Source organism: Faecalicatena faecalis, from assembly GCF_012524165.2.
In the GTDB taxonomy this organism is placed as follows: Bacteria; Bacillota; Clostridia; order Lachnospirales; family Lachnospiraceae; genus Faecalicatena_A; species Faecalicatena_A faecalis.
This window is the reverse complement of record NZ_JABACJ020000032.1, coordinates 22,259-38,672: the sequence shown is the minus strand read 5'-3', so window position 1 is coordinate 38,672 and position 16,414 is coordinate 22,259. Positions and strand designations below refer to the sequence as shown.

Sequence of the window (16,414 nt, the reverse complement as noted above, 5' to 3'; positions counted from 1 at the left end):
CTTCAGTAATCCACAGCTTATCCTCTCTCCTTATATCATGTTAATATCTTGAAATCTAACGGTTATACGGGCTATTGAAAACTTTTAAGTTTCATTATCAACAACATTCACATTTGAGTTTTATTGTTATCCACATTTATGTTTGACAGTGTGGATTATTGTGGATAAAATGTGAATAACTACTTTATAACTACTGTATAATGTGTAGATTAAATTTATTTTTTCACTTCAGTCCCATATTTTATCTACGTTGACTTTGTTCATAAGAGTTATACACAGCATTTCTCATTGCTTCTGTAAACTTTTTGATGTAAAATGTAATGGAGAGTTTTTGCCTAAATATCTCTCTATTATATTGATTAGGAGTACTTATCGATGAACATTGTAGAAGAAAATTGGGAGCAGATCCTAAATAAAATGAAGTTAGAATATTGCTCATCAAATATTTCATACAATACGTGGATTGCACCACTTACCGTATATGAAGTGACCGATGACACTGTCTATATTCTTGTAAAGCTGAAAGCAAGTCTGGAGCATATTGAAGAAAAGTATATGCTTCCTTTTAAAGTATGCATCGCCGAGGTGACAGGAAAGGAATATGAGATTTCCTTTGTTACAGAAGATAATGTTATCATCCAGGAAAAAAAGGAGAATGTCGTTAAAAAGCAGAAGTCGAATGCCATCTTCGAGAATGCGAACCTGAACTCGAAGTATACATTTGATACTTTTGTGGTGGGAAGTAATAACAACTTCGCCCATGCAGCATCCCTTGCGGTTGCCGAATCTCCGGGTGAGATTTATAATCCGCTTTTTATTTACGGAGGTGTTGGACTTGGCAAGACCCACCTTATGCATTCCATTGCACACTTCATATTAGAGAATGATCCATCAAAGAAAGTACTTTATGTTACAAGTGAGACCTTTACGAACGAATTGATCGACGCTTTGAAGGTCGGTAAAAATGGGAATGAACTTGCGATGACCACCTTCCGTGAGAAGTACAGGAATAATGATGTTCTTCTTATTGATGATATCCAGTTCATTATAGGTAAAGAAAGTACGCAGGAAGAATTTTTCCATACGTTCAATCATCTGCATGTTTCAGGAAAGCAGATTATCATATCCAGTGATAAGCCGCCGAAAGATATTGAGACTCTTGAGGCGAGGCTGCGCACCCGTTTTGAGTGGGGACTGATTGCAGATATCTCTTCACCTGATTATGAAACAAGGATGGCGATTCTTCGTAAGAAGGAAGAGTTGGACGGGCTCGAACGTTACCACATCCCGGACGAAGTCCTTCAGTATATAGCGAATAATATTAAGTCCAATATCAGAGAACTTGAAGGCTCCCTGAACAAATTGATTGCACTTTCCAATCTGGAGAAAAAGCCAATAGATATTCCGCTTGCTGCGGAAGCCTTAAAGGATATGATTTCCCCAGATGATAACCGGGTCATAACCCCGGAATTAATCATTGATGTTGTTTCCGAACATTTTAATGTACCAATTGCAGAACTCAAAGGTAAGAAGCGGAATGCCGAGATTGTACTTCCACGCCAGATTGTTATGTATCTGTGCCGTGCAATGACCGATACCCCTTTAAAGACAGTGGGAATTATCCTTGGCGGCAAGGACCATGCTTCTGTAAGCCACGGAGTTAAGAAAATAGAGCATGAAATTACAATCGATGAAGCTCTGAATAACACTGTTAATATTATTAAGAAGAAAATCAACCCTATTTAAGCTTCGGCTAATAGGGTTACTTTTCCACAATGAGACATTATTAACGACATATGACAAAGCCTTAAAATACAGCCTAAGCCCCTGATTCTAAGGTCTGAAGCACTTCAGACTTTTTTCCTTCAGATATGTGAATAAGGCTGGGATAACCCTGTTAAAAGGATGTGGATTGTTAGGTTGATAATTAAAAAGTGACTTTTCGAGGTTCAGATTATCCCCCCACTATCCCAATGCCATACAGTGGTATTCTACAGAGTTATCAGTATGGACAAACCCTTTAAAATCAAGGGCTCGAACCACTTATCATCTTTTCCACAGCCCCTAAGGCTAAGAAGGCGGAGCAGATTTATATAATTATTCAAAAAAAAACGCGGTCGGAAAGATATCCACCCACCGGCCATTGAAAGGAGTTATCGACATATGAAAATTATTTGTACGAAATCAAACCTCGTAAAGGGAGTAAGTATTGTATCCAAAGCTGTACCTTCAAAAACAACAATGCCAATCTTAGAATGTATTCTGGTTGACGCATCCACAGATGTCATTAAACTGACAGCTAATGACATGGAGCTTGGTATCGAGACACGCATTGAAGGAGAGATTATTGAGAGAGGTATTATTGCGTTGAATGCACGAATCTTTTCAGAAATCGTGCGTAAGCTTCCAGACAGCGAAGTCATCATTGAGACAGATTCCGATAATCAAACATTGATTACTTGTGAAAAAGCAAAGTTCAATATTGCTGCACAATCAGGAGAGGACTTCTCTTATCTGCCTGTTGTTGAGAAGGAAGACTATATCACCGTTTCAGAATTCACGCTGAAGGAAGTAATCCGTCAGACGATTTTCTCGATTGCTGACAATGATACAAACAAAATGATGACAGGTGAGCTTTTTGAAATCGAGGATAATATCCTGAAGGTCGTTTCCCTGGACGGACACCGTATTTCTATCCGTAAAATTGAACTGAAGGAATCCTATGCTCCAAAGAAAGTGATTGTTCCTGGAAAGACACTTCAGGAGATTAGTAAGATTATAGGTGGAGAGGCTGATGCTGAAGTCGATATTTCGTTCACAAGGAATCATATTGTTTTCGAATTTGATAGGACTGTTGTTGTATCCCGTCTGATCGAGGGTGATTATTTCAAGATTGATCAGATGCTTTCCAGCGACTATGAGACAAAAGTAAGGATCAACAAGAAGGAGCTGCTGGATTGTATTGACAGAGCAACACTTTTGATCAAAGAGGGAGATAAAAAGCCAATTATCATCGATATCAGGGATGGTTCTATGGAGCTGAAGATCAAGTCCCAGATTGGATCCATGGATGAGGAGATATTTATTACCAAGGAGGGAAAGGACCTTCTGATAGGATTTAATCCGAAGTTCTTGATCGATGCACTTCGTGTCATTGACGACGAGGAGGTAGATTTGTATTTCATGAATGCAAAGGCACCTTGCTTCATCAAAGACGAGAACCAGAGCTATATTTACTTGATTCTTCCTGTAAATTTTAATGCTGTAGCATAAGCAAAAGACTGAAGTCTCTCTTTTAACTGCAATCGATGTGCAGACAAAAGAGAGACCAATCTTGAAAAGTGATCATTGAGAAAAGAGGAGCATTATGGAAATCATAAAACTGCGCGCAGAAGATGAATTCATCAAGCTGGGACAGGCACTTAAGGCCGCCGGCCTGGTGGACTCAGGCGTTGAGGCAAAGGAAGTCATTCAGGACGGGATGGTCCAGGTCAATGGCGAGACGGATACAAGAAGAGGACGTAAATTGTACGGCGGAGATGTCGTTCAATTTGACGGACAGGAAATAAAAATTGAAAAATAGTCTGAAAAAGTGTAGAATAGTGACATACTTGAGGAAACATCAATGGTAATCAAATCTTTAAAGCTAAAGAATTACAGGAATTATGAATTGTTAGATTTGACCTTTGACCCTAAGACCAATATTTTATATGGCGATAATGCGCAGGGGAAGACCAATATTCTTGAGGCGCTGTATTTGTCAGGCACGACCAAGTCCCACCGAGGAACAAAGGACCGGGATTTGGTACGGTTTGGTTGTGATGAGGCACATCTGGAGACGGTGGTCGTAAAGCGGGGCATGGAGTTCCAGATTGACATGCATCTGAAGAAAAATAGTCCAAAGGGAATCGCAATCAATAAAATTCCAATCCGAAAAGCGAGTGAGTTATTCGGGATTATCCATTTTGTATTTTTTTCGCCTGAGGACCTGAATATAATCAAAGAAGGCCCTTCAGGCAGACGGAGATTCATCGATTTGGAATTATCCCAGCTGGATAAGGTATATCTCAGCAACCTTTCTAACTATAATCGAGTCATTAATCAAAGAAATTCCTTACTCAAAGATATATATAGACAGGATCATCTGGTTGAAACATTGGATATCTGGGATATGCAATTAGTTGAGTATGGGACAAAAGTGATGGAAGGCAGAAAAAAGTTCGTAGAAGAGGTAAATGAGATCATTGCAGGTATCCATGACAAGCTGACGGGGGGCAGAGAAAAAATCAGCCTTACTTATGAGACAAGCATTGGTAATATGACTCTGGAGCAGGCTTTAAAGAAAAATAGAGAACGGGACTTAAGACTGAAGAGCACTTCTGTCGGTCCTCACAGGGATGACCTGTGCTTTATGGCAGGAGACCTGGACATCCGAAAGTTCGGTTCTCAGGGTCAGCAGCGCACCGCTGCTCTCTCACTGAAGCTTTCGGAGATTGAACTAGTCAGATCCCTGATTCGGGATACGCCGATATTATTATTAGATGACGTATTGTCTGAACTGGACAAACACAGGCAAAACTATTTACTGGATAGTATTCATGATATACAGACAGTCATTACATGTACTGGATTAGATGAGTTTGTGAATCATCGATTTTCTATTAATAAAATTTTCCATGTAAAAAATGGACATGTAGCAAAAGAAAATTAGGAGGTTTTTAAATGGGTGCAACAAGTACAGAATTTGACGCCGAATATGGAGCAGATCAAATCCAAATATTAGAAGGACTGGAAGCGGTCAGGAAACGGCCGGGCATGTACATCGGCAGCACTTCTGCAAGGGGACTTCACCATCTGGTATATGAGATCGTGGACAATGCGGTAGATGAAGCATTGGCCGGTTTTTGTGATACGATTTTTGTCAGCATCAATGAAGATAATTCAGTAACAGTTATCGATAATGGGCGTGGTATTCCTGTTGGATTGAACCACAAGGCTGGACTTCCGGCAGTAGAGGTCGTATTTACAATTCTTCATGCCGGCGGAAAATTCGGCGGCGGGGGATATAAGGTATCCGGCGGTCTGCATGGAGTAGGTGCTTCAGTCGTAAATGCACTCTCCCAATGGCTGGAGGTTGAGATTTACAACGAAGGTAAAATCTACAAACAGCGTTATGAGCGTGGTAAGGTAGTACAGAAATTAAATGTGATTGGAGAATGTGAACCCGACAAAACAGGGACAAAGGTAACTTTCCTGCCGGATGATGAGATTTTCGAAGAGACTATTTTTGACTATGATACCTTAAAGCAGCGTTTCCGTGAGATGGCCTTTTTGACCAGAAATTTAAAGATTGTGCTCCGGGATGACAGGGAGGAAGATCCAAAGGAGCGTACCTTCCACTACGAGGGCGGTATCAAGGAATTCGTTACTTACCTGAATAAGAGTAAGACAGCTCTTTACGAACAGATTATTTACTGTGAAGGACTCAAGGATGGTGTGGCAGTGGAAGTTGCTATGCAACATAATGATTCCTACAGTGACAATACTTATGGCTTTGTAAATAATATTACGACACCTGAAGGGGGAACCCATATTGTTGGATTCCGTAATGCCCTGACAAAGACGTTTAATGAATATGCAAGAAAGAATAAACTTCTCAAAGAAAGTGAAGCAAATCTTTCTGGTGAAGATATCAGAGAAGGTCTCACCGCAATCATCAGTGTGAAAATTGAGGACCCTCAGTTTGAAGGCCAGACGAAGCAAAAATTAGGAAACAGCGAAGCAAGAGGTGCGGTAGACAGTATTGTAAGCAGCCAGTTGGAGATTTTTTTGGAACAGAATCCGAATGTTGCAAAGATGGTAGTCGAGAAGTCTGTTATGGCACAGCGTGCAAGAGAGGCGGCCAGAAAGGCGAGGGATCTGACCAGAAGAAAATCAGCATTGGAGGGAATGTCTCTTCCAGGCAAGCTTGCAGATTGTTCTGACAAGGACCCGAAAAACTGTGAAATCTACATCGTTGAGGGAGATTCAGCCGGTGGTTCTGCAAAGACAGCCAGAGACCGTGCGACACAAGCTATCCTGCCTCTTCGAGGAAAGATTCTGAATGTAGAAAAAGCAAGGTTGGACAAGATCTATGGCAATGCAGAAATCAAAGCAATGATCACTGCATTTGGAACCGGAATCCATGATGATTTTGATATATCAAAATTGAGATATCATAAGATCATTATCATGACCGATGCCGATGTTGACGGGGCTCATATCAGTACCCTATTATTAACATTTTTATACCGTTTTATGCCGGAACTGATCAAAGACGGATACGTATATCTGGCACAGCCGCCGCTGTATAAGCTGGAAAAGAACAAGAAGGTCTGGTATGCATACAGTGATGATGAGCTGAACCAGATTCTGACTGAAGTAGGCCGAGACGGCAACAACAAGATCCAGCGTTACAAAGGTCTTGGGGAGATGGATGCTGAGCAGCTTTGGGATACCACCATGGATCCAGAGCATCGAGTATTGCTGCGTGTCACTATGGATGAAGAGACCTCTTCAGAACTTGACCTTACCTTTACGACTCTGATGGGCGACAAGGTCGAGCCGCGGCGTGAATTCATCGAAGAAAATGCCAAATATGTAAAGAATCTTGATATTTAGCAGAGTCAATACGGGGGTGTCATGAAAGTTATTTTCACGGCCTCCCTTAGTTGACAGAGCTTTGAAATAATAACCTCAAGAAACAGGAAAGGATATAAAAATGGAAGATAATATTTTTGATAAAGTCCATGAAGTAGACCTGAAGAAAACCATGGAGACTTCCTACATCGACTATGCTATGAGCGTTATCGCATCCCGTGCGCTTCCTGATGTCAGGGATGGTCTAAAGCCGGTACAGAGGAGAATCCTCTACTCCATGATTGAATTGAATAATGGTCCCGACAAACCGCATCGTAAATGTGCGCGTATCGTCGGTGATACAATGGGTAAATATCACCCTCATGGTGATAGTTCTATCTATGGTGCATTAGTAAATCTGGCACAGGAATGGTCTACCAGATACCCACTGGTCGACGGTCATGGTAACTTTGGTTCTGTCGACGGAGATGGTGCGGCAGCTATGCGTTACACAGAGGCACGTCTCAGCAAGATTTCTATGGAGATGACTGCGGATATCAACAAGGATACCGTTGATTTTGTACCAAACTTTGACGAGACAGAAAAAGAACCGTCTGTACTCCCATCCAGATTTCCGAATCTGCTTGTAAACGGAACTTCTGGTATTGCTGTTGGTATGGCGACCAATATTCCGCCTCACAATCTGAGGGAGGTCATTCACGCTGTCGTTAAAATCATTGATGATCAGATTGATGAAAATGGTGAGACAACGATTGAAGATATTTTAAAGATTATAAAAGGACCAGACTTTCCGACCGGAGCAGAGATTCTTGGAACCAGAGGAATCGAGGAGGCATACCGCACAGGGCGCGGGAAAATCAGAGTCCGTGCTATTACTAATATCGAACCAATGGCCAATGGTAAGAACCGTATTATCGTAACGGAACTTCCATATATGGTCAATAAAGCCAGATTGATTGAAAAAATAGCGGAACTTGTCCGAGATAAAAAAATAGATGGAATCACAGACCTGGCGGACCAGTCCAACCGTGAAGGTATGAGAATCTGTATCGAGCTGCGTCGAGATGTGAATCCAAATGTCATTCTGAATCAATTATATAAGCATACTCAGCTTCAGGATACCTTTGGTGTGATTATGCTTGCATTAGTCAATAATGAACCAAGGGTCATGAATATCCTGGATATGCTGAATCATTACTTAAAGCATCAGGAAGAAGTAGTGACCAGGCGTACAAAGTATGAACTAAATAAGGCAGAGGAACGTGCTCATATCTTACAGGGATTACTGATTGCGCTGGATAATATTGACGAAGTCATCAAGATTATTCGCGGGTCCAAGACCGTACAGATTGCCAAGGATGAATTGATGGCAAGATTCGATCTGTCCGAAGTACAGTCACAGGCTATTGTAGATATGCGTCTGCGTGCACTGACTGGTTTGGAACGGGAAAAGCTGGAAGCAGAGTATGCAGAGCTGATGAAGAAAATCGGCGAATTAAAAGCGATTCTGGCTGACAGAAAACTTCTCCTTGGTGTCATCAAAGAAGAAATTTTAATTATTGCTGAAAAATATGGCGATGACAGAAGGACTTCTATCGGCTTTGATGAGTTTGATATTTCTATGGAAGATCTGATTCCTAGAGAAAATGTCGTAATTACCATGACAAAGCTTGGCTATATCAAACGTATGACCGTAGACACCTTTAAGAGCCAGAATAGAGGTGGAAAAGGAATCAAGGGAATGCAGACTCTGGATGATGATTATATCGAGGAGCTATTTATTACATCCACGCATCATTATATCATGTTCTTTACTAATACGGGGCGGGTATACCGTATGAAAGCATATGAGATTCCAGAGGCCAGCAGAACAGCCAGAGGAACAGCAATCATTAATCTCCTTCAGTTGATGCCGGATGAAAAAATTACAGCCATGATTCCAATTCAAGAATATGAAGACGGCAAATATCTGTTCATGGCAACAGAAAAAGGTCTTGTAAAGAAGACACCTATCAGAGATTATGCAAACGTAAGAAAGACAGGACTTGCTGCGATTACGCTGCGAGAAGATGATAAACTGATTGAAGTAAAAATTACCGATAATCAGGAGGATGTGATACTTGTAACGAAGTATGGACAGTGCATCCGTTTCAATGAGCAGGATGTCAGGGCGACCGGAAGGACCTCTATGGGAGTCCGGGGCATGAACTTAAGTGATAGAGATGAAGTGATCGCAATGCAGATCAGTATCCAGGGCGAGGACCTTCTGATCGTATCAGAAAAAGGTATGGGTAAACGTACTAAGATGGAGGAATTCACTGTACAGAACCGTGGCGGTAAAGGTGTGAAGTGCTATAAGATTACCGAAAAGACAGGAAATGTAGTCGGAATGAAGGCAGTTGATGAAGATAATGAAATCATGATCATCAATACAGAAGGAATCATTATTCGAATGAAATGTTCTGATATTTCAGTGCTTGGACGTGTTACTTCAGGTGTGAAGCTGATCAATCTGCCGGAAGGCGAGAAGGTGGCAAGTGTTGCTAAGGTAAGAAAAGCATCTGCGGAGATAGACGGGGAAGAAGTCGAAATATCTGAAGATGAGGAAGACGATGTAACGACAGAGAGCTAGAATAAAGAGGAATTTAGAAAGAAAAAATTCCCTCTGCCAAATAAAATTCCCCTGGTAGGAATCTGACATTTTGATGTGACATGATTCTTACCGGGGGATTTTTTATTCTCTACAACAGGGTATATCAGAATTCAATGAAAGACAATTATTTACTGTACTTATTAAGGTACTCTTCTGCTTTGACCTCATCTAAAGAAAAGTCTTTCTTCAGTTTATCCAAGATTTGGACCTTATTACATCCACTATCCAGCATAAAAGAGATGAGGGACTTTAGTCCTTGTTCAAGACCCTTTTCTATCCCTTCATTTACTCCATCCTGATATAAATCTTCCAATGCTTTACACATATCAATACCTCCATTTACTTGCTCTTCAGACTTCAGATATTGTTGAGAGCCAAGCAGAGCCTTCGCCGCATTATAGGAATCAACATCTAAATTACCAAAATAACTTTTGTTTGATTGTACATACTGTGCCAAATCTTTTTTATTATTTTTATATTTTAGCATGCCAAAAATAATCTGTAAATCGGTTTGAAAACAATTAACGTCTTCAAGTCTTTTTGAATCAATCAGATTGATTTGGTAATTGGGTACATACTTTTTCAAGAATTCGTACTCTTTTCTGTCAATACCAAGAAGTCCATGCAGGTCTATCTGTCCATCATATTCAGTATCGCCATAATAAAAAATCACGGTGAGTACTGGTATGAGGTGGTCTTCTTTCCTTAAACCGGATAAAAATTCGGCACCACTCTTTAATTGTTTCTTCTCTTTCTTTACCTTTTTCATACTGTTGACCTGTTCTGTATAACTTAGGGCATCGTACAGCATCCCACGAACAGGCATTGCATAATTAATATCCTGTTGGTTCTCACATGCTAACATCACGATCCGTGTTCCGTCATCCGAGGACATAATAATATCCCGAAATCTTCTTATAGTAATCTTGGTTCCATCTGATTCCTGCAGGACAATGGCCTGCTCTCCGTTCTCTAATTTTAAATGTTGGGCCGAAAAGACCTGCTTGCCTTGAAATAAAGAACCATTAATTAAATCAGCAAACCGTCTTTTATCCGAAAGCCAGCGCTTCATAAAAATATCATTATTTCCCATATTTAGTTTTTCTCCTTGTCAATTTTTATAACGATAGATTTTTACATTTGACAAGTATACACTTTAAATAGACATCCCCCCGCTTTTTTGAATAACAGCGATATATCGTCTGTACATATATGATTAATAGTTACTTTTTTCTTTTTCAAACATTGAATAATCGGACGAATATGTCCCTAGAATGGAATGAATAATTCCATCTTTTCAGATATAAAGAATGCTTGAAATGCCTCATATGACTTTGAGTATATCTAACTTAACATATAGAATTAAGTAGTACAAGTGAATTAAGACAGTTTATTAAAGTTTAAGATATATAGAAAACTTTCCCATAAAATCTGCCTAAATAGGAATCAGCAATTCTTATTTAGGCAGGTTTTGAGGGATATAGGATTTGAAAGCTAACAGAATATTTTTAATTAGGGTAACACTGAAATCCTCAGTTCATTCCCTACTCGATCCGGTATCACTATTTCTGTCTCGACTTCCGGTGCCATCACTACTACTACCCCACTCTCCTCATCATAATTCAAGGGGGTAAGTCCTGAGATTTTATCATAGTCTATCCCGGAATAGGTCTCCCGGATCGTCAAGTAGACCTTATCTCCTCTTCTATCCTCTGCAATAAGCACCGGAGGTTCTGTATCATAAGGCATCAGTTCACAGCTTCTTGTACGAACCTGTCCATTGAAGGACTCAGCAGATAGTTTCATTTCGATCAGCATTGGAGCTGATTAAATTGATCGACAAGGCAATCGGCGAGAAAGACAAGAAGTCGGAATAAAAGGGAACTTTAAGGTGAATGAGAAAAACGTGTAAACAGGAAGTGGAGGAGTACACATTATGAAAATGTTAAAAAGATGGCTCGCGTTTTTCGTGGTAATAGTATTGCTTATCGGAGTAGCATTTAACAGCCGCGGCCCGCTTATAGCCAGTCAAGTAGATGGAACAACAGAAGGAACGGCAGATCCGTCAGCAGCATCCGCAGAGGGTGAACAGCAGGTACCGGAAGGTCAGGATCAACAATCACAAGAGATAGAGGGGACAGAAGGAACGATACCGGAAGAGCCCCAGGCATCAGAAGGACAGGAGCAGGTTCAGGAACCTCAGGAGCAGGCACAACCGACACCGGAGCAAGAAGAGCCTAAGACGGATGAAAAACAGCCGGAAGAGAAAAAAGAAGAAGAGAAACCAGAAGTACATCAGGATGCAATGGAATTAAAACAGCAGATGACAGACGAGAATGGCACAGTCATCTGTACAGTAACTGCGAATATCCCAGAAGGAACATTTGAAGCGAATACATCAGATGTTACCATGGAAGTAGGATATGTAGCAGCAGATACAACAGAACAGATCAAGGCCTTGATGGAAAAGTCCATAGCAGATGATAAGATGCTCGGCGAGTACTTCATGTATGATGTAAAGTTTAAAGTCAACGGAGAACAGGTCGAACCTGGAAAAGAGATTCAGATTACATTTGAACCGAACAGCTTTCAGGTGAAAGATACGAAGAAAGCGGTCATCTTCTACTATAACGAGGCGAACTCCCCAGCAGGAAATACAGAGGCAGAACTCGTAGGCATTACACAGAGAGCAGATAAGATTCAGGAATTGCAGAATGCAGGACAGAGCATTGATGCAGTTGATGATTATGATCTTTCAGAAATCAGTTTAAGAGAAGATGGTTCCGCAGAAAAGGTCATGATGGAAGGCAGACGGTCAACCGTATATGGGTGCTATCTGGTAGAAGAGAAACCTGTTGAGCCTGATGAAAAGGAAAGTGTAGAATCTAAAGAAGAAAATATACAACCGGAAACATTAAACTATGAAGATGATGATGTAATTATTACAGTTAGTGCTGATAAGATAGGGGTATTTCCAGAAAATGCTACACTTCAGGTTCTACCAATTAAGAAAGATGAATCACAAACAGAAGAACAGTACAAAGAGGTCGAAGAGCAGCTAAATAAAAGAGCTGAAAATGAGGACTATGATATTGCAGGCTTTCTTGCTTATGATATAAGCTTCATCAATGACAAGGGAGAAGAGGTTGAACCAAATGGTAATGTAAAGGTTACCATAGATTATAAGAATGAAGTGCTTCCAGAAGATGTAACAACTGCAGATGAAAAAAATCTTGATGTAACAGTTATGCATTTGGAGGAGGATGAAAAGGGAGCTGTCAAAGAAGTAGTAGATATGGCAGAAGATGAGAGTACAGAAGCAGCAGTAGAAACTACAGATGATACAAAAGTAAAAAAGGCAGAGTTTGTGACAGACAGTTTTTCTTATTTTACAGTTACATGGAAAGGTTATCAAACTACAAAAAGCATTGATATTAAGTTTGTTGATGAGGCTGGTTATGAAATAAATCTTTCAGATGATTCAAAAGCTTTAGATGGAATTACCTTTACAACAAGTCAAGAATTTAAAATGAGTGATATAACTGAAAGTGGTTCACAAAAGAAATATTATGCAATTACAGATAAGAAGGGCCAAAGTTATACATTCAAAAAAGCAGTTAATGATTGGAATTGGACGGAAGGAAATGTTTCTGGTACAGATATTTCAGCCTTAAGGTATAAAGATAATCAGATTAAATGGAAGAAAAAAGGAGAATTTTCATACACAGACCATGATAGTCGAGATGCTTTTTATTTTATGTATGGTAAAGTAAAAGCTTCTATTAAAGAATTGCCTACGGAATCAGATAATATAAAGATTTCACTTTATAATTATAATAGGGACATAAAAAATCCTGGCATTAATACATTACAAAACTCTGGATTTGGATTTTATTCAGGAAATGGAGAGAAGGATGGTAAGTCCGGTTATTCAGGTGCTTTTACAAATAGCGGTAAACAGGGAATCTTTCAGGGGATTGTTAAGGCTAATCTAAGTAATGGTACACCAGTATTGAATAATACTCGGGGAAGTAGTATGGGGTATCTATTTGGTAATGGAGATAATGAAGCAGTAACAAAATATGAAGGGCTAAGTGGACTATTCCAGAAAGATGAAGATGGATACTATTACTATGATAGTTTGAGAAATGCAGCTGTACTCAAAGGTAATCAGATTAAAGTTTATGATGGAACAGTGTGTGGTGAAGATTTTACCTTTGGCAATTTTTTACCATTCAATGATGAGTATCTAAAAACAGGAACAAACCATCTGAATAGCATTCCAAGAAATATCACCGATATGTGGTTCGGTATGAATGTTGGAATGAATTTCTATCAGCCGCGAGATGGTAGAATCAATAATCAAGATATGATATTCGAATTTCGTGGTGATGATGATGTTTGGGTATTTATTGATGGAATGCTTGTTCTAGATATCGGTGGTATACACGGCAAACTTGATGGTTCCATTAATTTTAACTCTGGGCAGGTCGTAGCAGCAGGAAAGCAGACAACTCTTTGGGAGAGCTTTTATAAAGCATATGAAGAACAAGGGTTATCAAAGAGCCAGATTTATGACAAGTTAGATAGTATATTTAACAAGAGGGATGGACAGTTTACATCATTCAAAAATTATAGTTCTCATAAGTTTGAATTCTTCTACTTGGAACGAGGTGGTGGTGCTTCAAACTGTAAAATCAAGTTTAATATGCCTAGAATTCCAGAAGAATCCGTAATGATTACAAAAGAAGTCGTTAATGATAATGATGAGATGGTGGACTATTCTTCGGATATTGACTTTCAGTTTAGCATTAAGAAGAATGATCAGACTTTAGTAAATACTAATTACCTTATTTATGAAAACAGCCAGCAAATAGGGGCAGGAATTACAGATGAGTCTGGGCAATTTAAATTAAAACATGGTCAATCTGCTGTCTTTGAAGGTTTTAAAGTAACCGACAATTATGAGGTAAAGGAGTTAGGAGCCTATCTGGATGGTTATGAGGTAGAATTTGATAATACGATTTTAGTAAAGCATAAAGAAACAGAAGGAACAACAACGATAAATTCAGTTACTACTGGTAAATTGGATGTCGATGAGATTTCAAGTGCGGTATTTAAAAACAAAGTTACAAATACTGGAAATTTGTATATTAAGAAAACACTTTCCTCTGGAAGTAGTGAATTAGTAAATAAAGAGTTTCCTATTCAAGTGAATATTCAAGGAAAGCCATATTCAGGGTCTTATAGTAAAGATGGGAAGACTTATATTACTAAAGATGGCGTTATAGGTATTAAGAAGGATCAGACAGTTCAGATTACAGGGCTTCCATATGGAACGTCTTTTGAAATCTTAGAACAACAGGATGGTTCCTACTTACCAACTTATACGATTACGGGTTCGGCATACGATATAGTATTACCAGAATATGATAATGATGGAATCTTAGTAAATGGAGCTTTTTCTGCTTCTGGAAAAATTGCAGGTGATAGTACTGTTGAAATTAAAAACAGTGCGGTAAAGATCCAGACAGGAACAACATCTGTAGATGTTACTAAAACTTGGAAAGATTTTGAAAAATATGATCTTCCAGAATATGTTGAGGTGACTTTATACGAAGATACTAACAGAAATGAACAATATGATAAAGATGTAGATATGCTGGTTCCTGGTATGAGTCCAATAAGGTTAACGGATAAAAATGATTGGAAGGGAACTTGGGTAAACCTACCAGCAGATGTGGATTATGTAGTAAAGGAGTCATATCCAGAAGGATATAAATTGTTTAATACAATTATTACCAACTCTATTACAGAAGTAAAACCTGTTTATACAGATGGAAATATATTTAAACATTCTCCTAACAATGGTACCATGTTTAATCTAGGAAAGAATAATATATTACTTGTTAAGGAAACATCAAATAGTTATTTTTTATGGACACCGTACGATTTAGGTTTGAACCAGAAGGATATTAATTCTATTGTTGAATTAATGAAGCCTTATCTTAAGGGAAGTGGTAATCTTAATGAAGATAATATTTCATACAAATTTGGTGCTGTTAATAGTGGCGGTAATGCTAGCGGTATAACATTAAATGAAACAGATAAAGGATGGACATTGAAATTTACCGATACAAGTATTTGGGCTTTATTCTGGAATTTTAGTTATAATCGTGTTGAAACAATTAAATTAGAAAACACAATCGATGATAATCTAAAAACACAAGTATCTGTAAATAAGGTATGGCAGGGAGATAATGAATCGACAAGGCCAAATCATATTACGGTTCAGTTATATAAAAATGGTGAACCGGAAGGAGAAAGTGTAAATATAACAAGGGATAAAAAGTGGAAATACACATTTACCGATTTAGATTATTATTCCTATGATTCAGAAAAAGGAAAATATATTAAAAATGAGTATTCTGTAAAAGAAATAGAAATCGGTAATGAAACAGTTGATGTAAATGGTCAGGCAAATGGTTACCAGTCTAATATCAATAAAAATGATGATGGAAGTTTTACAATAACAAATGCAATGGAATGGCAAATTGCAAAAGTAAGTAATAAATCAAATGACATAAAACTTCCAGATGCCGTGTTTAAATTATGGACTGGAGACATGTCTGGAGATAATATCCAGCCAATATATGGAAAATCTGATAATGTCGGTATTGTTAAATGGTATCAAGATTCCATGTGTCAAAGACCGATGGAAGGAAGTATTCCAGATGGTACTTACAAGTTAACAGAGGAGCAAGCACCTATAGGATATGCTAAAAGTGGTGAAGTATGGTCTATCACTATCTATAATGGTGGCGTTACCGAAATTACATCTACTAACGGAGAAGTCTTTAAAAATCAGATAGAAGGTAAATGGACATTTTATTTCAAAAATAGTGCGGTCTATAACTTACCGGAATCAGGAGGCTCAGGAATCTTCTGGTATACTGCTGGTGGTACGCTGCTGATGTGTTTGGCAGGTCTGTTGGCTCTATATAAAAACAAACGTAAGAGGGGGGCGAACATATCGATATAATGAAAAAACGATTATTAATAGCCCAACTACTCTTAATGTAGTTGCCAGAGTAGAAAAAAGTACCTAATGGTAACAAAAGA

The 16,414-nt window shown here is 38.9% G+C and carries 9 protein-coding genes; 7 read left to right on the top strand and 2 right to left on the bottom strand.

Annotation, left to right across the window (positions count from 1 at the left end; genetic code table 11):
- Window positions 1-375: 375 nt before the first annotated feature.
- The 6 genes from dnaA to gyrA all read left to right on the top strand — a co-directional run bounded on the left by dnaA (window position 376) and on the right by gyrA (window position 9,271).
- Window positions 376-1,746: a chromosomal replication initiator protein DnaA gene (gene dnaA, locus HGO97_RS21510; RefSeq protein ID WP_168866429.1), complete on the top strand. Its 1,371-nt coding sequence runs from the start codon at window positions 376-378 to the stop codon at window positions 1,744-1,746.
- A gap of 417 nt (window positions 1,747-2,163) precedes the next feature.
- Window positions 2,164-3,273: a DNA polymerase III subunit beta gene (dnaN, locus tag HGO97_RS21505; protein WP_168866428.1), complete on the top strand. Its 1,110-nt coding sequence runs from the start codon at window positions 2,164-2,166 to the stop codon at window positions 3,271-3,273.
- Between the two features lie 94 nt (window positions 3,274-3,367).
- Window positions 3,368-3,583, top strand: coding sequence for an RNA-binding S4 domain-containing protein (locus HGO97_RS21500; RefSeq protein ID WP_168866427.1), 216 nt, complete (start codon window positions 3,368-3,370; stop codon window positions 3,581-3,583).
- Window positions 3,584-3,625: 42 nt separating this feature from the next.
- Window positions 3,626-4,711: a DNA replication/repair protein RecF gene (recF, locus tag HGO97_RS21495; RefSeq protein WP_168866426.1), complete on the top strand. Its 1,086-nt coding sequence runs from the start codon at window positions 3,626-3,628 to the stop codon at window positions 4,709-4,711.
- Between the two features lie 11 nt (window positions 4,712-4,722).
- Window positions 4,723-6,660: a DNA topoisomerase (ATP-hydrolyzing) subunit B gene (gyrB, locus tag HGO97_RS21490; RefSeq protein ID WP_216245100.1), complete on the top strand. Its 1,938-nt coding sequence runs from the start codon at window positions 4,723-4,725 to the stop codon at window positions 6,658-6,660.
- Window positions 6,661-6,760: 100 nt separating this feature from the next.
- Window positions 6,761-9,271 (top strand): DNA gyrase subunit A, encoded by a 2,511-nt coding sequence (gene gyrA / locus HGO97_RS21485; RefSeq protein WP_216245097.1) that lies wholly within the window; start codon window positions 6,761-6,763, stop codon window positions 9,269-9,271.
- A gap of 145 nt (window positions 9,272-9,416) precedes the next feature.
- Here gyrA and HGO97_RS21480 read toward each other — a convergent pair whose 3' ends face one another.
- Together HGO97_RS21480 and HGO97_RS21475 are read right to left on the bottom strand one after the other, a co-directional pair.
- Complete coding sequence (locus HGO97_RS21480; protein WP_216245095.1) at window positions 9,417-10,385, bottom strand: Rpn family recombination-promoting nuclease/putative transposase; 969 nt, start codon at window positions 10,383-10,385, stop codon at window positions 9,417-9,419.
- A gap of 419 nt (window positions 10,386-10,804) precedes the next feature.
- Window positions 10,805-11,110: a hypothetical protein gene (locus HGO97_RS21475; RefSeq protein ID WP_216245093.1), complete on the bottom strand. Its 306-nt coding sequence runs from the start codon at window positions 11,108-11,110 to the stop codon at window positions 10,805-10,807.
- A 118-nt stretch (window positions 11,111-11,228) separates the two neighbouring features.
- Here HGO97_RS21475 and HGO97_RS21470 point away from each other — a divergent pair, with 118 nt between their 5' ends.
- Window positions 11,229-16,334, top strand: coding sequence for a Cna B-type domain-containing protein (locus tag HGO97_RS21470; protein ID WP_216245091.1), 5,106 nt, complete (start codon window positions 11,229-11,231; stop codon window positions 16,332-16,334).
- Window positions 16,335-16,414: the final 80 nt, after the last annotated feature.